The organism is Pseudomonas sp. 39004, from assembly GCF_028682155.1.
GTDB lineage: Bacteria > Pseudomonadota > Gammaproteobacteria > Pseudomonadales > Pseudomonadaceae > Aquipseudomonas > Aquipseudomonas capeferrum.
Window position 1 is genome coordinate 1 of the sequence record NZ_JANIAG010000013.1, and the last position, 19,904, is coordinate 19,904.

Here is a 19,904-nt window from a genome sequence, read left to right on the forward strand (position 1 = left end):
GACCAGGAAGATCAGGGTCAGGCCGATCAGCAGAACCGGCTGGACTTACTGGTTTTGCTGGATTGTCACCGGGATTGCCGATGTGATCGCCATTTCCGCCTATTCACAATTCTGGTTCCCGGATATTCCCTTGTGGTTACCGGCGCTGGGCTGCGTCGGGCTGTTGCTGAGCCTCAACCTGATGACGGTGAAGATGTTCGGTGAACTGGAGTTCTGGTTCGCCATGATCAAGATCGTGGCCATTTGCGCATTGGTCTGCACGGGGGTGTACATGGTGGCGGCAGCCTACCAGTCGCCCGCTGGCAACGTCGCCACGCTGGCCAACCTGTGGAACGACGACGGGATGTTCCCCCATGGCCTCATGGGCTTCTTCGCCGGCTTCCAGATTGCGGTGTTCGCCTTCGTCGGCATCGAGCTGGTCGGCACCACGGCTGCCGAAACCAAGAACCCGGAACGCAACCTGCCGCGGGCCATCAACTCCATCCCGCTGCGCATCATCGTCTTCTACGTGCTGGCGTTGATCGCCATCATGGCCGTAACCCCTTGGCGAGAAGTGGTGGCCAACAAGAGCCCCTTCGTCGAGCTGTTCGTGCTGGCCGGGCTACCCGCCGCAGCGGGCATCATCAACTTCGTGGTGCTGACGTCAGCGGCGTCTTCGGCCAACAGCGGCGTGTTCTCGACCAGCCGCATGCTCTACGGCCTGGCGATGGAAGGTGATGCACCGGGCACGTTCAGCGCACTGTCGCGCCGCGCGGTGCCGTCCAACGGCCTGATCTTCTCTTGTGTGTGCCTGACCGCCGGTGCGCTGGTGATCTACCTGGTGCCCAACATGCTCGACGCCTTCACCCTGATCACCACGGTGTCGGCCCTGCTGTTCATGTTCGTCTGGTCGATGATCCTGCTGTCGTACCTGGCGTACCGCAAGCAGCGCGACCACCTGCACCGTGCGTCGAAATACAAGATGCCGGGCGGCACCATCATGTGCTGGGTGTGCCTGGCGTTCTTCGCCTTCATCCTCGGCTTGCTGGCCCTGGAAGCGGACACCCGCATGGCGTTGTTCGCCATGCCGGTGTGGTTCGCGCTGCTGGGCCTGTTCTACCGGTCCGTCCGCCAGAAAAAACAGGGGAACAGCGCGTTGTCCTTCGAAGCGGATTGATCGCCAACGTCACGTTTACCCAGGGGGACAGCGCAGTGTGCGCCGTCCCCCTGTTGTCGTTTTGCCAACCAGGGAATCACGATGAGAATCCACGTCACCTTCATCGACCGCGTCGGCATCACCCAGGAAATCCTGGCACTGCTGGGGGCGCGCAACCTCAACCTGGATGCGGTGGAGATGATCCCGCCCAACGTCTACATCGACGCCCCGGCGCTGCAGCAGGCGGTGCTGGACGAACTGCATGCTGCGCTGCTGCGGGTGGCCGGTGTGCAGGCGGTCGAGCTGGTCGACTTCCTGCCCGGCCATCGCCGGCGCCTGCAATTGGAGGCGCTGCTGGCGGCGATGAGTGACCCGGTGCTGGCGGTGGACGCTGGCGGCCATGTGCTGCTGGCCAACCCCACGCTGGTCAGCCTGATTGGCCGCGAGCCGGCCGGTGAGCCGTTGTCGCGGCTGTTTGCCGAGGCAGACCTGGCCCAGACCTTGATCGACAAGGGCTTTCGCCTGCCCATGTGCGAGGTGGGTTTCCAGGGCCAGGCGCTGTTGCTGGAGGCCACGCCCATCAGTGGCGGTGCCGAGGCCTTGGTCGGCGGCCTGCTCACCCTTTACCCGCCAAGCCGCATCGGCGAGCGCCTGGCGTCGTTGCTGCACGACCCTGGCGAAGGGCTGGACGGGCTGCTCGGTGACTCGACCGCGCTCAAGGAGCTCAAGGTGCGCCTGCACAAAGTGGCCGGCCTTGAAGCGCCGCTGCTGATCCAGGGTGAGACAGGCACCGGCAAGGAGCTGGTCGCCCGTGCCTGCCATGCCCTCAGCGCCCGGCGTGACGCGTCGTTTCTGGCGCTCAACTGTGCAGCACTGCCAGAGAGCCTGGCCGAAAGCGAACTGTTCGGCTACGCCGCCGGCGCCTTCACCGGCGCCCAGCGCGGCGGCAAGCCTGGCCTGCTGGAGCTGGGCGATGGCGGCACGGTGTTTCTCGATGAGGTGGGGGAGATGTCGCCCTACCTGCAGGCCAAGCTGTTGCGTTTTCTCAATGACGGCAGCTTCCGCCGGGTGGGCGGCGGCGGTGAGGTGCGGGTGAATGTCCGGGTGGTCTGTGCGACCCACCGCAACCTGGAAAACATGGTGCTCGAAGGCAGCTTTCGCGAAGACCTCTACTACCGCCTCAACGTGCTCAACCTGAAGGTGCCGCCCTTGCGCGAGCGTGGCAAAGACATCCTGCTGCTGGCCGAGCACTTCCTGCGCCAGGCCTGCGCGCAGATCCAGCGCTCGCCCTGCCGGCTGGCGCTGGCCACCCACCCGTTGCTGCTGGGCAACCGCTGGGCGGGCAACGTGCGCCAGTTGCAGAACGTGGTGTTCCGCGCGGCAGCCATCAGCGAAGGGGAGGTGATCGACTGCGACGACCTGGAGCTGGCCGGCACCGCCTTGAGCAGCCAGCAGCCTGACGCACAAGCAGTCATCAGCCTGGAAGCGGCGGTGCAGGGGTTTGAAAAGTCCCTGCTGGAAAACCTGTATGCGACGTACCCCTCGACCCGGCAATTGGCTGCGCGCCTGCAGACCTCGCACACCGCAATCGGCCAGCGCTTGCGCAAATACGGCATCGCCAGCCGGCCCTCGTAGCCGCCCTGGTGCCAATACGTTCCAGTGGAGTGAACGCACTCCACTGGAACGGGGCCCCCACATTCATTGGCACGCCCCTTCAAGGGCGCCTCTCGGCGCGACGCACTGGAGCTGTTTCGTTCCGCAGAAGCCGTTTGAAAATGACCCCGATATTCAACTAACTAGTTGAAATTAAAGGCTTTACACAAGTTGGCATCGCCCTTGCTCTTGTAGTTTCAGTCCTGGACCGGGACCCACCTGATAACAAGAGAGGAAGACCCATGAGCACGCTGCGTTTTACCCCCGAGCACGAATGGCTGCGTCTGGAAGCGACTGGCGAGTTGACCGTCGGCATCACCACCTATGCCCAAGAGGCGCTGGGTGACGTGGTGTTCGTGCAGTTGCCGGAGCCGGGCGAGTACGCCGAGGGCAATGAAGTCGCGGTGCTGGAGTCGGTGAAGGCCGCCAGCAACATCAGCATGCCCCTGAACGGTAGCGTGGTGGCGGTCAACCAGGCCCTGGCCGACGACCCGGAACTGGTCAATGCCTCACCGATGCAGGACGGCTGGTTCTTCCGCATCCAGGTCGCCAACATCGCCGACCTCGACACCTTGATGGACCAGGAAGGCTATGAGCGCTTCCTGGCCGACAACGCCTGAACCAGGGTATCGACATGACCAACGCACCTGTCGCATTGACCACCGATAACGCGTTCATCGCACGTCACATCGGCCCTCGCGAGCACGACATCGAGGCGATGCTGGCGCTGACCGGCCACGACACCCTGGATGCCCTGATCGACAGCGTCATCCCCGACAGCATCAAGGGCACCAGCGTGCTCGCGCTGAGCAAAGGGCAGGGCGAGGCTGAAGCCCTGGCAGCACTCAAGGCCATCGCTGCGAAGAACCAGCTGTTTCGCAACCACATCGGCCAAGGTTACTACCCGTGCCATACGCCGACGCCGATCCTGCGCAACCTGCTGGAAAACCCGGCCTGGTACACCGCGTACACGCCTTACCAGCCAGAGATTTCTCAAGGCCGCCTGGAAGCGCTGCTCAATTTCCAGACCCTGGTCAGCGACCTCACCGGCATGCAGATCGCCAACGCCTCCTTGCTCGACGAGGCCACCGCCGCCGCCGAAGCCATGACCTTCTGCAAACGCCTGGCCAAGAGCAAGGCGCCGGCATTCTTTGCCTCCCGCCATTGCCACCCGCAGACCCTCGACGTGCTGCGCACCCGCGCCCAACCCCTGGGCATAGAAGTGGTCATCGGTGATGAAGCGGCGCTGCAGGGGCAAAGCCTTGAGCCGTACTTCGGCCTGCTGCTGCAGTACCCGGCGAGCACCGGCGCCATCGCCGACCACCGCAGCCTGGTAGCACGCGCCCATGCCGTCGGTGCGTTGGTGGCGGTGTCTGCCGACCTGCTGGCGCTGACCTTGCTGACCCCACCGGGTGAATTCGATGCCGATGTGGTGCTGGGCAGCGCTCAGCGCTTCGGCGTGCCGCTGGGCTTCGGTGGCCCGCACGCGGCGTATTTTGCAACCCGCGATGCGTTCAAGCGCGACATGCCTGGCCGCCTGGTTGGTGTGTCCATCGACCGCTTCGGCAAGCCGGCCCTGCGCCTGGCCATGCAGACCCGCGAGCAACACATCCGTCGCGAGAAGGCGACCAGCAACATCTGCACCGCGCAGGTGCTGCTGGCCAACATTGCCAGCATGTATGCGGTCTACCATGGCCCCGCGGGGCTGGCGCAGATTGCCCGGCGGGTACACCGCCTGACCGCGATCCTGGTGCAAGGGCTGCAGCAGCTCGGGCACCTGGTGGAGCAGGCGCACTTCTTCGACACCGTCAGCGTGGTGACTGCCCAGCCTGTCGCCGAGGTGCTGGCCGCCGCCCACGGTGCGCAGTTGAACTTGCGCCTGATTGACCAGACCCGCGTCGGCCTGTCGCTGGATGAAACCTGCGAGCAGGCCAGTGTCGAGTCCCTGTGGCAGGTGTTCGCCGCCCCTGGCCAGGCGCTGCCCGATTTCGCCGCCCTGGCCGCTGACAGTGGCGATCGCCTGCCAGCCCAACTGTTGCGCGAAACCGCGTTCCTGCAGCACCCGGTGTTCAACCGCTACCACTCTGAAACAGAGCTGATGCGCTACCTGCGTAGCCTGGCCGACAAGGACCTGGCCCTGGACCGCACCATGATCGCGCTGGGCTCGTGCACCATGAAGCTCAACGCCGCCAGTGAGATGATCCCGATCACCTGGCCCGAGTTCGGCAACCTGCACCCGTTCGCCCCGGCCGAACAGTCACTCGGTTACCGCCAGTTGACCGATGAACTGCAGGCCATGCTCTGCCAGGCTACCGGTTATGACGCAATGTCGCTGCAGCCCAACGCCGGCTCCCAAGGCGAATACGCAGGCCTGTTGGCCATCCGCGCCTACCATGCCAGCCGCGGCGAAGCGGGCCGCGATGTGTGCCTGATCCCGTCGTCGGCCCATGGCACCAACCCGGCCACGGCACAGATGGCCGGCATGCGTGTGGTGGTGGTCAACTGCGACGAGCGTGGCAACGTCGATGTGGCCGACCTGCAAGCCAAGGCCGAGCAGCACCGCGACCAGCTGGCCGCGCTGATGATCACCTACCCCTCGACCCATGGCGTGTTCGAAGCGGGCATCACCCGCATCTGCGAGATCATCCATGCGCACGGCGGCCAGGTGTACCTGGACGGCGCCAACATGAACGCCATGGTCGGCCTCTGCGCGCCGGGCAAATTCGGTGGTGACGTGTCGCACCTGAACCTGCACAAGACCTTCTGCATCCCCCACGGCGGCGGCGGCCCCGGGGTCGGCCCGATCGGTGTCAAGGCGCACCTGGCGCCGTTCCTGCCCGGCCACGCGCACATGGCGCACAAAGAGGGCGCTGTCTGCGCGGCGCCTTATGGCAGCGCGAGCATCCTGCCGATCACCTGGATGTACATCCGCATGATGGGTGGGGAAGGGCTCAAGCGCGCCTCGCAGCTGGCCATTCTGAGTGCCAACTACATTGCCCGGCGGCTGGAGGAGCACTACCCGGTGCTGTACACCGGCGAGAACGGCCTGGTGGCCCACGAGTGCATCCTTGACCTGCGCCCGCTCAAGGACAGCAGTGGCATCAGTGTCGAGGACGTGGCCAAGCGCCTGATCGATTTTGGCTTCCATGCCCCGACCATGTCCTTCCCGGTGGCGGGCACGTTGATGGTCGAGCCGACCGAGAGCGAGTCCAAGGAAGAGCTCGATCGCTTCTGCGAGGCCATGATCTGTATCCGTGAGGAAATCCGCGCGGTGGAGAACGGTACCCTCGACAAGCTCGACAACCCGCTGAAGAACGCACCGCATACCGCCAGCGAACTGGTCGGCGAGTGGCCCCATCGCTATGCCCGCGAGCTGGCGGTGTACCCGCTGCCAGCGCTGCGCGACAACAAATACTGGCCGCCGGTGGGGCGCGTGGACAACGTCTACGGTGACCGCAACCTGGCGTGCGCCTGCCCACCCCTGTCGCTCTACCAGGATGCCTGACCGCTCGGGCCCGGACCCACTCCGGGCCTTGCCTGCCCCCAACAACAAGGAAGCACACGCATGTTCCATAAAAGCCTGACCCTGTCCGATTTCGACCCTGCACTGCATGCGGCCATCAGCCGCGAAGTGCAGCGCCAGGAAGACCATATCGAGCTGATCGCCTCGGAGAACTACACCAGCCCGCAAGTGATGCAGGCCCAGGGCACCGAGCTGACCAACAAGTACGCCGAAGGCTACCCGGGCAAGCGCTACTACGGCGGCTGCGAACACGTCGATGTGGTTGAACAGTTGGCCATCGAACGTGCCAGGCAGCTGTTCGGTGCCGACTACGCCAACGTCCAGCCGCACTCTGGCTCTTCCGCCAACAGCGCGGTGTACCTGGCCCTGCTGCAAGCTGGCGATACCCTCTTGGGCATGAGCCTGGCCCACGGCGGCCACCTGACCCACGGCGCCAAGGTGTCGTCTTCGGGCAAGCTGTACAACGCGGTGCAGTACGGCATCGATACCGACACCGGCCTGATCGACTACGACGAAGTCGAGCGCCTGGCGGTCGAGCACAAGCCGAAAATGATCGTTGCCGGCTTCTCGGCCTACTCCAAGACCCTCGACTTCCCACGCTTTCGCGCTATCGCCGACAAGGTCGGTGCGCTGCTGTTCGTCGACATGGCCCACGTCGCCGGCCTGGTTGCCGCTGGCCTGTACCCGAACCCGCTGCCGTACGCCGACGTGGTCACCACCACCACCCACAAGACTTTGCGCGGCCCGCGTGGCGGCCTGATCCTGGCAAAGGCCAACGCAGACATCGAGAAAAAGCTCAACGCTGCCGTATTCCCTGGCGCCCAGGGTGGCCCGCTGATGCACGTCATCGCCGCCAAGGCCGTGTGCTTCAAGGAAGCGCTGGCGCCTGAGTTCAAGCGCTACCAGCAGCAGGTCATCGAAAACGCCCAGGCCATGGCCCAGGTGTTCATTGACCGCGGCTACGACGTGGTGTCCGGCGGCACCGACAACCACCTGTTCCTGGTCAGCCTGATCCGCCAGGGCCTCACCGGTAAAGACGCCGACGCCGCCCTGGGCCGCGCGCACATCACCGTCAACAAGAACGCCGTGCCAAACGACCCGCAGTCGCCGTTCGTGACATCGGGCCTGCGCATCGGCACCCCGGCCGTCACCACCCGCGGCTTCAAGGTTGCAGAGTGCGTGGCCCTGGCGGGGTGGGTCTGCGACATCCTCGACCACCTTGGTGATGCCGATGTCGAGGCCCAGGTGGCCGGGTCGGTGGCCAAGCTGTGTGCGGAATATCCGGTCTACCGCGCCTGAATCGGCCAAGGGGAATCGTTCATGACTACAGAACAACTGAAGCAAACGCCGCTGCATGACCTGCACCTGAAGCTGGGCGCACGCATGGTGCCTTTCGCCGGTTACGCCATGCCGGTGCAGTACCCGCTTGGGGTGCTCATGGAGCACTTGCACACCCGCGAGCAGGCCGGCCTGTTCGACGTTTCGCACATGGGCCAGATCCGTTTGCGGGGCGCTGGCGCTGCCAAGGCCCTGGAAGCGCTGGTACCGGTCGACATCATCGACCTGCCGGTGGGCATGCAGCGTTATGCGCTGTTCACCAACGATGAAGGCGGCATCCTCGACGACCTGATGGTTGCCAACCTGGGCGATGACGAACTGTTCCTGGTGGTCAACGCCGGCTGCAAGGACCAGGACCTGCTGCACCTCAGGCAGCATCTGGAAGGGCAGTGCGAGGTCGAATCGCTGTTCGAAAGCCGCGCCTTGCTGGCTCTGCAAGGGCCGGCGGCAGCCAAGGTGCTGGGGCGCCTGGCATCCCAGGTCGGCGCCATGACCTTCATGCAGTTCGCCCGTGTGAGGCTGCTGGGTGTCGACTGCTACGTCAGCCGCTCGGGCTATACCGGCGAGGATGGTTACGAGATCTCGGTGCCGGCAGACGCTGCGCCAATGCTTGCCCGTGCGCTGCTGGCCGAGCCCGAGGTCGAGGCCATCGGCCTGGGCGCCCGCGACTCGCTGCGCCTGGAGGCCGGGCTGTGCCTGTACGGCCATGACATGGATGCGCGCAGCACGCCGATCGAGGCCAGCCTGACCTGGGCGATCTCCAAGGCCCGGCGTGCCGACGGTGCGCGTGCCGGTGGTTTTCCCGGTGCCGAACGGCTGTTTGCCCAGCAGCGTGAAGGCGTGGCCAGCAAGCGGGTGGGCTTGATGCCCAGCGAGCGCGTGCCGGTGCGTGAAGGGGCACTCATCGTCGATGCTGACGAACAGGAAATCGGCCGTGTCACCAGTGGTGGTTTCGGCCCCAGTTTGGGCGGGCCGTTGGCGATGGGGTACGTGCAGAGCGCGTATACGGCGCTGGAGACCGAAGTGTTCGCCCTGGTACGGGGCAAGCGGGTGCCGATGCGGGTGGTGCGCACACCGTTCGTGGCGCAACGTTACTTTCGTGGGTGATGCATCGTGGCTGAAGCATCGTGGATGAAGCAACCGTGGATGAAGCCCTGACTGGCGGAGCATGAACATGAACCAGACCCTGCCTGCGGCCACGCGCCCGCAGCCCCTGCAAGCCGGCGTGAAACTGCGCGGCGCCGAAAAGGTGGCGCGCATCCCGGTGAAGATCCTGCCCACCGAGGAAGTGCCGCGCAAACCCGACTGGATCCGCGTGGACATCGCCACGTCACCCGAGGTCGCCCGGGTCAAGGCGCTGCTGCGCAAGCACAAGCTGCACAGCGTCTGCGAAGAAGCCTCATGCCCGAACCTGGGCGAGTGCTTTTCCGGTGGCACGGCGACCTTCATGATCATGGGCGACATCTGCACCCGGCGTTGCCCGTTCTGCGACGTCGGCCATGGCCGGCCGAAACCGCTGGATGCCGATGAGCCGAAGCACCTGGCGATTGCCATTGCCGAGCTGCGCCTGAAGTACGTGGTAATCACCTCGGTGGACCGTGACGACCTGCGCGACGGCGGTGCCCAGCACTTCGTCGACTGCCTGCGCGAAATCCGCAAGCTGTCGCCGGGCACGAAGCTGGAAACCCTGGTGCCGGATTACCGGGGGCGCATGGACGTAGCCCTGGCCATCACCGAACAGGCGCCGCCGGATGTGTTCAACCATAACCTGGAGACCGTGCCGCGCTTGTACAAGGCGGCACGGCCGGGGTCGGACTTCGAGTGGTCGTTGGACCTGTTGGAGAACTTCAAGCGCCGGGTGCCCGGGGTGCCGACCAAGTCCGGGCTGATGCTGGGCCTGGGGGAGACCGACGACGAGGTGCTGGAAGTGATGCAGCGCATGCGCGAGCATCAGGTCGACATGCTGACCCTGGGGCAATACCTGCAGCCTTCGCGCAGCCACCTGCCGGTGCAGCGGTTCGTGCACCCGGATACCTTTGCCTGGTTCGCCGAGCAGGCTGTGGTGATGGGCTTCAGGAATGTGGCGTCGGGGCCGCTGGTGCGCTCGTCCTACCATGCCGACCAGCAAGCCTTGCACGCGGTTCGGTAAACGCCGGGGCTGCGCAGCAGCCCCCCAGAAGCCATTAAAAAAAGCGCCCCTAAGGCCCTTATTGCATCGTTTTTCAGGGGCGTATGCGCGCTCTATAGTCCTCGCAGACCAGTCGAAACACCGTCGTGTTTCATCGATGCGAGACAATTACATGAATAACCAAGCAAAGGTCGCCCACGGCGTGCAGCCCGGTATCGGTACACAGGTGGTGTGGGAGGGTGAACAGGTCGAGCACCCCTACAACGCCACCCAAACCCCGATCATCGCCAGTGCCGCCTACGGCTATCAGGACATCGACGCCTGGTACGACATCGCCCTGGGCAAACAACCTGGCTTCATCTACAGCCGCATGAGCAACCCGACGGTTGCGGTCCTTGAAGACAAACTGTGCGCCCTGGAACACGCCGAGTCGGCCGTGGCCTTCAGCACCGGCATGGCCGCCATCAGCGGTGTGCTGCATACCTTCCTGTGCAACGGCAAGCGTGTGGTCTCGACCCGCGACAGCTACGGCGGCACCAACAAGATCTTCGAAGAGTTCCTGCCCCGCCAGGGCATCGAGGTGACGCTGTGCGACACCCTCGACAGCGATGCCATGGAGCGTGAAATCGCTCGCGGTTGCGATGTGGTCTACCTGGAGACGCCGAGCAACCCGACGCTGAAAATCCTCGACATCCGCCGCCTGGTAGCCGCCGCCAAGCGTGTGGGGGCACTGGTGGTTGCCGATAACACCTTCGCCACGCCGCTGAACCAGAACCCGCTGCTGCTGGGCGTCGACGTGGTGGTGCACAGCGCGACCAAATTCCTGTCCGGGCATGGCGATGTGCTGGGCGGTGTTGTTTGCGGCGCCGAAACCTTGATGGCGCAGGTGCGTCACTACCGTGAAATCAACGGCGCCTCGCTGGACCCGTTCTCCGCCTACCTGATCATTCGCGGCATCAAGACCCTGGCGCTGCGCCTGCGTCAGCAACAGGCCAGCGCCCAGGCCCTGGCCGAATACCTGTGCACCGAGCCGCTGGTGGAGGCGGTCAACTACCCCGGGTTGCCGCAGCATCCCGGCCACGCGATCGCCAACGCGCAGATGCGCGGTTTTGGCGCGATCGTCAGTTTCGTCCTGGCAGGCGGGATGGACACCGTCGTCGCGCTGCTGCCCAAGCTGCGCTATGCCCACCGCGCCGGCAACCTCGGTGCGGTGGAAACCATCTACGGGCCGGCACGGACAACCAGCCACGTGGAAAACACCCTGGAAGAGCGCCAGGCACTGGGCATTTCCGAAGGCCTGGTGCGGGTTTCGGTCGGCATCGAGGATACCGCTGACCTGCTGGCAGACCTGCGCCAGGCGTTCGCGACAGTGCGCGCCCAGCAGGGGCAGGGCAGCGACCGCTGCGATCGGCACGTTGAAGTGTCGACCTGAGGCGCTGGGCGCGCCCTTCCTGATTCATGAAAGCCATAACAATAACAGCCGCTGACACATCGACGGGGTCGGCCAGAAGGCCGATTGCCGGTTGATTGCCAGCCACTTCATGAGAACTCGATTATGTCCACCGAACAATCAAACCCGGCGTCGGCCCAAGCGGCCGGGTACAAGAAAGAGATGCACACCCGCCATATCGTCATGTTGGCGCTGGGCGGGGTGATCGGCACGGGCCTGTTTCTGACCTCGGGCTACACGGTCAACCAGGCTGGCCCCCTGGGCGCGGTGATCGCGTATTGCGTCGGCGCGGTGATGGTCTACCTGGTCATGGTCTGCCTGGGTGAGCTGGCGGTGCAGATGCCCGAAACCGGCTCGTTCAGCAGCTATGCCACCCGCTACCTGGGGCCAGGCACCGGCTACACGGTGGCCTGGTTGTACTGGCTGACCTGGACCGTGGCCATCGGCTCGGAGTTCACCGCGGCGGGCATCCTGATGGTCCGCTGGTTTCCCGACACGCCGGTGTGGATCTGGAGCGCGCTGTTCGCCATCACGGTACTGGTCAGCAACGTGGTGTCGGTGCGCCTGTTCGCCGAGACCGAATTCTGGCTGTCGCTGGTCAAGGTGCTGACGGTGATTGCCTTCATCGCCATCGGCGCTGGCGCCATCTTCGGCCTGTTCGATGTGCAGCATGTGCAGGGTATCGGGCTGTCCAACTTCACCCGTGAGGGGTTGTTCCCGACCGGCGTATTGCCGATTGCGATGACGCTTCTGGCGGTGTCCTTTGCGTTTTCCGGTACCGAACTGATCGGCATTGCCGCCGGCGAGGCAAAAGACCCGCAGGTGAGCGTGCCCAAGGCCATTCGGACCACGGTGGTGCGCCTGGCGCTGTTCTTTGTCGGCACCATCATCGTGCTGGCCACCTTGCTGCCGCGCGAACAGGCAGGCCTGGTCGAAAGCCCGTTCGTCATGGTCTTCGACCTGATCGGCATCCCGTATTCGGCAGACATCATGAACTTCGTGATCCTTACCGCCTTGCTGTCGGCCGCCAACTCCGGGCTGTACGCGGCCTCACGGATGCTGTGGACGCTCAGTGACCAGGGCCATATGCCCAAGTGCTTCGCCCGCCTGTCGCCGCGTGGCACGCCGGTCAACGCGATTGTGCTGAGCATGGCCGGGGCCGTGGCGTCACTGCTCAGCAGCGTGCTGGCACCGGACACAGTGTACCTGGCGCTGGTGTCGATTTCCGGCCTGGCGGTGGTGGTGGTGTGGATGAGCATTGCCGGCAGCCAGATCGCCTTCCGCCGCCATTACGTGGCCAATGGCGGGCGGGTCGAAGACCTGCACTTCAGGGTGCGCGGCTACCCCTGGGTGCCGCTGGGCGCGATTGCCTGCTGCGTGCTGGCCTGTGTCGGCATCGCCTTCGACCCCGAACAACGCGTCGCCCTGTACTTCGGCATCCCGTTCATTGGCTGGTGCTACTTCGTCTACTGGGTCACCCGCAACAAGCGTGCACAGCGGCTGGCGGCCCTGGCGCCGGCAGGTTCGAGTGTTGGCGTGAGCTGAGCCTTCCGGTTCATGATGCACGGACCCCACTGTGAACGAGGTCGTGTCGATGAAGCAAAAAACCCTGCCGCCGCTCAACTGGCTGCGGTCTTTCGAAGTGTCGGCACGCGCCTTGAACTTTACTCACGCAGCCGAGGAGCTGCACCTCACCCAGGGGGCGGTGAGCCAGCAGATTCGGCAACTCGAACACCACCTGGGCGTGGCCTTGTTCAAGCGCCTGCCCAGGGGCTTGGGCCTGACCGAAGAGGGGCAGTCCTACCTGCCGGTGGTGCAGGATGCGATCAGCCGCCTGGCGGTGGGCACCAACGAGATCTTCGGCCAGCACCAGCGCGGGCCGGTGAAGGTGCGCGGCAGCTTGTCGTTCCTGCAGTACTGGCTGGCCCCGCGGCTGCCCGACTTCAGCCGCCAGCACCCGCACATCGACATCCGCTACATCAGCAACCTGTGGGTCAAGGCGCCGGATGGCGAGGACGACCTGGAGGTGCGCTGGGGCAACGGCGAATGGCCCGGGCTGCATGCCCAACGCTTGACCTGGGACGTGCTGGTGCCGGTCTGTTCGCCGGCGCTGATGGCGCGCTCGCCCATTCGCCAGCCGCGCGACCTCAGGCACCACCCGCTGCTGCATGTGCTGGGCTACGAGGAGGGCTGGGGCTACTGGCTCAAGCGGGTTGGCGCGGACGATGTCGATTACTCGCGGGGGCTGCAGTTCGACACGCTGGTGTCCACCATTCGCATGGCCGAACTGGGGCAGGGGGTGGCGCTGGCGCGATCGTCCGTGGTCGAGGACCTGCTCAGGGACGGCCAGCTGGTCGCACCCTTCAGCCAGCGCATCGAAGCGAGCGAATCGTTTTACCTGGTACGCGAGCAAGGGCGGCCACTGCCGCCCGATGCTGCGCTGTTTTCATCCTGGCTGGTGGCACACGCGCACCGGCCTTAGTAACTCTGGGGAGTTTTCATGCATTACGTCAGTACCCGCAACGCTGATGTGCGAGCGGACTTCCGTGAAGTCGTGCTGTCGGGGCCTGCCGCCGATGGCGGGCTGTATGTGCCGGCGTACTTGCCGGTAATCAGCCCCGAGGCGATTGCCAGCTGGTCCTGGCTGCCCTTCGATGAGCTGGTCTGGCGGGTCATCGCGCCCTTTGTTGGCGATGCCATCGATGACCCGTGCTTGCGCGTGCTGCTCAGCGACAGCTACCAGGCCTTCAGCCACCGCGCGATCACACCCTTGCAGCAGATTGGCCATAACGAATGGATCCTGCAGTTGTTCCATGGCCCCACACGCACCTCGAAGGACTTCGCCGCGCAGCTCCAGGCACGGCTGGTCAGCCACTTTCTGGCGCACTCCGGCGGCGAGGCACTGGTGGTCGGGGCCACCAATGGTGATACCGGCATTGCCGCGATCGAGGCCTTTGCGTCCAGGCCCAATGTGCGCCTGGCCATTCTCTACCCGCAGGGCGAGATCCCGGCAGACCGCCTGGTCGCCTTGCAGGCGGCGGACCCCGCCAGTGTTCAGCTGCTGCCGGTCGAGGGCAGTTTCGACGACTGCCAGACCCTGGTGGCGCGGCTGTTTCGTGCCTGGCCGCTGGAGGGTTTGATACCGGTGTGTTTCAACTCGACCAACTGGGTGGGGGTGCTGGCGCAGATCGTGTTCTACTTCCACGCGGCCCTGCAATTGGGTGGCGGCACCCGGCCGGTTGCATTCAGCGTACCGGCGGCAAGCTTCGCGGAAATCTACGCCGGCTTCATTGCGCAGAAAATGGGGTTGCCGATCAACCAAGTGATCGTTTCGACCAACAGCAACGATGCCCTTCACCGTTTCATTCATCGCAACCGCTACGCCCCCCATGCCAGTCAGCGCACGTCGTCACCGGCCATGGACTTCTCGTTGTATTCGAACCTGGAGCGCTTCATCTGGGAGCTGTATGGGCGCAGCGGCAGCCGTGTCGCAGCGCTGATGGAGCATTTCGAGGCCTGTGGTGAATTGAGCATCGGCAATGCGCAATGGCTTGAGGCGCGGGTGTTGTTCGACTCCTATGCGGTGGACGAAGCCGAAGTACGCCGCGAAGTCATCACCCTGCGCGAGCAAGCGGCAACGTTGGTCGACCCTCATACGGCCGTCGGCGCACTGGCGGGCCGCATGCATCGGCGCAGCCTGGGTGCGCCGATGGTGACCCTGGGCCAGATCGCGCCAAGCAAGTCTGCCGCGCTGCTGGCGCAGCTGGGTGTCTGGGAGGGTGAGCTGGCCTGCCTGCCACCGGTGCAAAAGGGCCCACCGGCGTTGCATCGGGGTGACCTGGATGGCTTGTGCAAGGCCTTGCTGGTGGCGCAGTCGAGGCCCGCATGAAGCGTATTCTCGACCCGCTGGACGAGCGCATCCTTGCCGAATTGACCGCCAACGCACGCATCGCCCACGCCGAGCTCGGGGCCAAGGTGAACCTGTCGCGCAATGCGGTGCGCCAGCGTATCGAACGGCTTGAGCGCGACGGTGCGATACAGGGCTATACGGTTAGGCTGGGGGACGCCCGCCGGCCATCGTCGTTGATCAGTGCGGTGATTTTCGTCTATCGCTACGACCGCATGCGCGGTGACGACGTGCTGGCCACCTTGCGGAGCATCCCCGAGGTGGTGCAGTGCGAAGTGCTCAGCGGCGAGTTTGACCTGATGCTCAGGGTTGCTGCCGCTACCCCGGAGCGGGTCCACGCCGTGTGGAAAGAAATCGCCGGCATCAAGGGTGTTGAAAACACCGTCACCTCCTTCGTCCTCTCCGCCGTCTTTTAACCCCGCTTCTATCCCCCCGAACAAAATTTATCTCATTGATTACGCAGCGACCCTGTGGGCGCGGGCTTGCCCCGCGAACACCGGCAAAGCCGGTGGCAGCTACCGCGTGGCCCCATTCGCGGGCCTGCGAGCCTGTGCAGATCGCCCAATAAATACGGCGTTTTGGCCAATTCAACTGCCCGCCGCCTCCTCGTACGCTGAGCCCATCAAACAACAGCAAAAAAGGAACGCCTTCGTGACTGAATACAAAATTGCCCTGGTAGGTTTTGGCGGTGTCAACAGAGGCCTGGCCCAGCTGATTGCAACGAGCAACGACAGCTGGCAGGCCACTCTCGGCTTCAGCCTGAAAATCGTCGGCGTCACCGACCTGTTCCTCGGCTCGCTGGTCGACCGCAATGGCCTGGACGCAGCCGCGCTGGCGGCCTTGCCAGCCGAAAAGGGCGCGTTTGCACAGCTGCCAGGCGGCACCGCCGAGGCGTTCAACGAAACCGTCATCAAGCAGTCCGGCGCCGACATCATCGCCGAGGCCACCTTCACCAACCCGGTCGATGGTGAGCCGGCCGCCACCTTCTGCCGCTGGGCGCTGGAGAGCGGCATCCATGTGGTGACCACCAACAAAGGGCCGATCGCCTTGCACGGTGCCGAGCTCAAGGCGCTGGCCCAGCGGCACAACGTTGCGTTCGAATACGAAGGCGCGGTGATGAGCGGCACGCCGGTGATTCGCCTGGCCAAGCAGGCCCTGGCGGGTGCGCAGATACAAGGCTTCGAGGGCATTCTCAACGGTACCTCCAACTATGTCCTGACCCGCATGAAAGACGGCTTGTCGTTCGCCGATGCGGTGGCCCAGGCGCAGCAGCTGGGGTATGCCGAAGCCGACCCGACGGCCGACGTCGAAGGCTATGACGTGCGCCTGAAGGTGGTGATCCTGGCCAATGAGTTGCTGGATGCACGCTTGAGCGTCAGCGATGTGACGTGCTCGGGCATCAGCGGCATCAGCGCGTCGGACATCGTCAAGGCGCAGGCCACAGGCCAGTGCTGGAAGCTGATCGGTGCTGCCAGCAAGGCGGCTGACGGTGCGGTGTCTGCGAGTGTCGAAGCCCGCTTGCTGACACTTGAGCATCCGCTTGCCGGCATCAGCGGCGCAATTAATGCGGTGTCGTTCGACACCGGGCTGCTGGGCGCTGTCACCGTGTCCGGGCCGGGCGCAGGGCGCATCGAGACGGCCTACGCCTTGCTCTCCGACGTCATTGCCCTGCACACCACCCACCGTCAGTAACGGAGCCTTTATGAGCGTATCTCGCATGGCCAGTGTTCACGCTGTAGCGCCAAGCCACATAGACGTGTTCAGCCCCTTTGACGGCCGCCTGGTGGGGCGTGTGCCCTGCCTGGACGCCAGTGCAGTGCCCGCCTTGTTGGCGCGTGCACGGGCGGGGTGCCTTGAAAGTGCAGCAATGCCCCGGCACCGTCGCGCGCGCATTCTGGAAGAGGCGGCGCGGTTGGTGGAGGCCGATGCCGCCGCGTTCGCCGAGCTGATCGTGGCCGAAGCCGGTAAAACCCTGCGTCAGGCCCAGAAGGAGGTAAAGCGCTGTGTCAACACGCTGAAGCTGTCGGCCGAGGAGGCGCGGCGCAATGCCGGCGAAGTGGTGCCGTTCGAAGCCTATGAAGGCTCCGAGGCCCGCCAGGGCTGGTTCAGCCGCGAACCGCTGGGGCTGATTGTGGCGATCACGCCCTACAACGACCCGCTGAACCTGGTGGCGCACAAGCTGGGCCCGGCGATTGCCGGTGGCAATGCGGTGATCCTCAAGCCGTCCGAACTGGCGCCGCTGTCGGCGTTGAAACTGGTCGATTGCCTGGTACAGGCCGGGTTGGGCGAAAACGTGGTGACCACCGCTACCGGCGGTGTCGAACTGGGCAAGGCGCTGGTCGAACTGCGCGAGGTGCGCATGGTTTCCTTCACCGGCGGCTTTGCCACCGGCGAGTCGATCGCCCGCAGCGCAGGGTTGAAAAAACTCGCCATGGACCTGGGCGGCAATGCGCCTGTGCTGGTGCTGGCGGACTGCGACCTGGGGCCGACGGTTGAGTCCTGTGTCTCGGGTGCCTTCTGGGCGGCGGGGCAGAACTGCATCGGCACGCAACGGATTCTCGTGCAGCGCGCGGTGTACGCGGCATTCCGCGAACAGTTCGTGGCGCAGTCCAAGGCGTTGCAGCTGGGTGACCCGGCGAACCTGGAAACGGATGTCGGCCCCATGGTCACCGAACAGGCGGCCCGTCGCACCGAGCAGTGGGTGGACGAGGCGCTGGGGCAGGGTGCAACGCTGCTTTGTGGCCATCGCCGGCAAGGCGCCCTGTACGCGCCCACTGTGCTGGAGCAGGTCAGCCACAGCAGCCGTATCTGGCTACAGGAAGTGTTCGCGCCGGTGGTGATCCTTGAGCCGTTCGACACCCTGGATGAGGCCGTTGCCCTGGCCAATGCGCCGGAATACAGCCTGCATGCGGGGGTGTTTACCCGGGACCTGTCGACGGCGCTGAAGCTGGCGCGGCGGATCGAGGCGGGGGGCGTGATGATCAACGACTCGTCCGATTACCGCTTCGACGCCATGCCGTTTGGCGGCTTCAAGTACGGCAGCCTTGGCCGCGAAGGGGTGCGCTTTGCCTATGAAGACATGACCCAGCCCAAGGTGGTGTGCATCAACCACCTGGATTCGCAGTAACGGCCTGGCTGGCCTTGACTCTCCTGTTACGGGCAGCCTTTACCCTGAAGGCTTCACGTTCAGGATGTGGTCATGATGAGTAAGCGCGTACTGGTGGTACTGGGCCACCCTTCTGGCGATAGTTTCTGCGCTGCACTGGCCGCGCGTTACGTCGAGGCAGCCAGCAGTGCCGGGCATGATGTACGGGTGCTACGCCTCGGTGCCTTGAACTTCGACCCGGTGCTGCGCGAAGGCTACAGGCAGGTTCAGCCGCTGGAACCCGACCTGCTCAAGGCCCAGGCAGACATCACCTGGGCTGAGCACCTGGCCTTCATCTACCCGATTTGGTGGGGCGGCATTCCCGCTTTGATGAAAGGTTTTTTCGACCGGGTGTTCCTGCCCGGTTTTGCTTTCCAGTACCGCGCAGGCAAAGCCTTCCCCGAGCAACGCCTGAAAGGGCGAACGGCGCATCTGCTGGTAACGATGGACACCCCCCCGTGGTACTACAGATGGGTTTACCGCATGCCTGGCCTTCATCAGGTACGCAAGACGACGTTGCAGTTCTGCGGCATAAAACCGTTGAAGACCCTGACGTTCGGGCCGCTGCTCGGCTCCAGCCCCCTGCAACGCGAAGCTTGGCTCGCGAAGGCCAACAGTATCGCCAGCCGATGACCGGGCCCGGGTGGTTCCCGATCCGGCAGCGCTATGTGAAGATGCGGCGCACCCGAACGAAAAAGGACGTTCATGTACATCGGCAAAGCCGCCCAGCTGTCGGGCACCACGGTCAAGACCATCCGCCACTATGAAGCGATTGGCCTGCTGCCGCCGCCCGAGCGTCAGGGAAAGTACCGCGTTTACAATCAGCAAAGCGTTGAGCTGCTGACGCTCATCAAATGCGCGCAGCAGTTGGGCTTCAAACTCAAGGAAATGCAGGCGATCCTCCAGGGGCACCGTGGGCAAGCGTTGCCGTGGGCGCTGGTGGGCAAGGCCATTGCCGACAAGAAGTTTGAAGTGATGGCGCAGATCAGTGGGTTGCAGCAGGTGTACGCGGGGCTTGAAGCGTTTGAAGCCAGCCTCGAGGGTGCCAGCTATCAGTGCGGCGCTGAGCGCCTGCCAGTCATTTCAGGATCAGGGGGTTCTTGAAATCACACCGGTCATGTATTGGTTCAGGTCGCGGAAATCGTTAACGCTCCAGGCGTGCGGCGGTATTTTTACACCGTTCTGCTGGAGCGTCTTTGGGATCAAGTTGCCATTGGGGCGAAGTATCACCGACGCGACGATAACGCCTGGATAATTGCTCAGCCGCTTTTTGAAGGCAGCGCTTGTAAGGTCGGGGGTTGGCGGGTTGCTTTTATTGGCCAGCGGCCCGGTGCCCTTGATATCGGCGCCGTGGCACACGGCACATCGTTGTTTGTAGAGGTTTTTGCCGTTGGTCATGTCCGCGAGGGTGTGCGGGGTTTGCGTAAATGAGAAAACCCCTAATAAGGCGATGAGGGATACTTTAATGGGGTGGTGTTGAATACGGTTTTGCAGCATCCCGTTCTTCCTTGGGTGACAGTGCAGGGGCAATACCGAACAGTCCGAAGGTGCGTTGTGGCGGTTGTTCTGTAGGGTTTGATAGGGGCGTTAGTGTACCGGCATTCTGAGGGAATGAATGTACGTCG

Annotated in this window: 17 protein-coding genes; 16 read left to right on the top strand and 1 reads right to left on the bottom strand. The window is 64.3% G+C overall.

The window, feature by feature from the left end; all coding sequences use genetic code 11:
• From NP534_RS03995 to NP534_RS04070, 16 genes are all read left to right on the top strand, one after another.
• Positions 1-1,156 (top strand): amino acid permease (locus NP534_RS03995; RefSeq protein ID WP_274097836.1); only part of this gene is annotated, 1,156 nt, incomplete at its 5' end.
• Between the two features lie 81 nt (positions 1,157-1,237).
• Positions 1,238-2,770 (top strand): sigma-54-dependent transcriptional regulator, encoded by a 1,533-nt coding sequence (locus NP534_RS04000; RefSeq protein WP_047583410.1) that lies wholly within the window; start codon positions 1,238-1,240, stop codon positions 2,768-2,770.
• 260 nt (positions 2,771-3,030) lie between these two features.
• Complete coding sequence (gene gcvH / locus NP534_RS04005; protein ID WP_274097837.1) at positions 3,031-3,408, top strand: glycine cleavage system protein GcvH; 378 nt, start codon at positions 3,031-3,033, stop codon at positions 3,406-3,408.
• Positions 3,409-3,422: 14 nt separating this feature from the next.
• Positions 3,423-6,293, top strand: coding sequence for an aminomethyl-transferring glycine dehydrogenase (gcvP, locus tag NP534_RS04010; RefSeq protein WP_274097838.1), 2,871 nt, complete (start codon positions 3,423-3,425; stop codon positions 6,291-6,293).
• A gap of 60 nt (positions 6,294-6,353) precedes the next feature.
• Positions 6,354-7,610: a serine hydroxymethyltransferase gene (gene glyA / locus NP534_RS04015; RefSeq protein WP_274097839.1), complete on the top strand. Its 1,257-nt coding sequence runs from the start codon at positions 6,354-6,356 to the stop codon at positions 7,608-7,610.
• Between the two features lie 21 nt (positions 7,611-7,631).
• Entirely contained in the window at positions 7,632-8,756 is a 1,125-nt protein-coding gene (gene gcvT, locus NP534_RS04020; protein ID WP_274097840.1) for a glycine cleavage system aminomethyltransferase GcvT, read from the top strand.
• A 61-nt stretch (positions 8,757-8,817) separates the two neighbouring features.
• On the top strand, positions 8,818-9,798 hold the full coding sequence (gene lipA / locus NP534_RS04025; protein ID WP_443201070.1) for a lipoyl synthase: 981 nt from the start codon (positions 8,818-8,820) through the stop codon (positions 9,796-9,798).
• Positions 9,799-9,949: 151 nt separating this feature from the next.
• Positions 9,950-11,209, top strand: a complete 1,260-nt coding sequence (locus NP534_RS04030) for a cystathionine gamma-synthase family protein (protein WP_274097842.1) — start codon at positions 9,950-9,952, stop codon at positions 11,207-11,209.
• 123 nt (positions 11,210-11,332) lie between these two features.
• Positions 11,333-12,772 (top strand): amino acid permease, encoded by a 1,440-nt coding sequence (locus NP534_RS04035; RefSeq protein WP_274097843.1) that lies wholly within the window; start codon positions 11,333-11,335, stop codon positions 12,770-12,772.
• Positions 12,773-12,821: 49 nt separating this feature from the next.
• On the top strand, positions 12,822-13,709 hold the full coding sequence (locus NP534_RS04040) for a LysR substrate-binding domain-containing protein (RefSeq protein WP_047583405.1): 888 nt from the start codon (positions 12,822-12,824) through the stop codon (positions 13,707-13,709).
• An 18-nt stretch (positions 13,710-13,727) separates the two neighbouring features.
• The gene (gene thrC / locus NP534_RS04045) at positions 13,728-15,116 is read left to right on the top strand and encodes a threonine synthase (protein ID WP_274097844.1); all 1,389 of its coding nucleotides are present in this window, start codon (positions 13,728-13,730) and stop codon (positions 15,114-15,116) included.
• Positions 15,113-15,550 (top strand): Lrp/AsnC family transcriptional regulator, encoded by a 438-nt coding sequence (locus NP534_RS04050; RefSeq protein ID WP_033700137.1) that lies wholly within the window; start codon positions 15,113-15,115, stop codon positions 15,548-15,550. Before thrC ends, NP534_RS04050 begins: the two co-directional genes overlap by 4 nt.
• 235 nt (positions 15,551-15,785) lie before the next feature.
• On the top strand, positions 15,786-16,826 hold the full coding sequence (locus NP534_RS04055) for a homoserine dehydrogenase (protein ID WP_274097845.1): 1,041 nt from the start codon (positions 15,786-15,788) through the stop codon (positions 16,824-16,826).
• 10 nt (positions 16,827-16,836) lie between these two features.
• Complete coding sequence (locus NP534_RS04060) at positions 16,837-18,261, top strand: aldehyde dehydrogenase family protein (RefSeq protein WP_274097846.1); 1,425 nt, start codon at positions 16,837-16,839, stop codon at positions 18,259-18,261.
• Between the two features lie 72 nt (positions 18,262-18,333).
• Positions 18,334-18,912, top strand: coding sequence for an NAD(P)H-dependent oxidoreductase (locus tag NP534_RS04065; protein ID WP_274097847.1), 579 nt, complete (start codon positions 18,334-18,336; stop codon positions 18,910-18,912).
• Between the two features lie 72 nt (positions 18,913-18,984).
• Entirely contained in the window at positions 18,985-19,383 is a 399-nt protein-coding gene (locus tag NP534_RS04070) for a MerR family transcriptional regulator (protein WP_274097848.1), read from the top strand.
• Here NP534_RS04070 and NP534_RS04075 read toward each other — a convergent pair.
• A complete protein-coding gene (locus NP534_RS04075; protein ID WP_274097849.1) occupies positions 19,369-19,776 on the bottom strand; it encodes a c-type cytochrome in 408 nt (135 codons plus the stop codon). The genes NP534_RS04070 and NP534_RS04075 overlap by 15 nt on opposite strands.
• Positions 19,777-19,904: the final 128 nt, after the last annotated feature.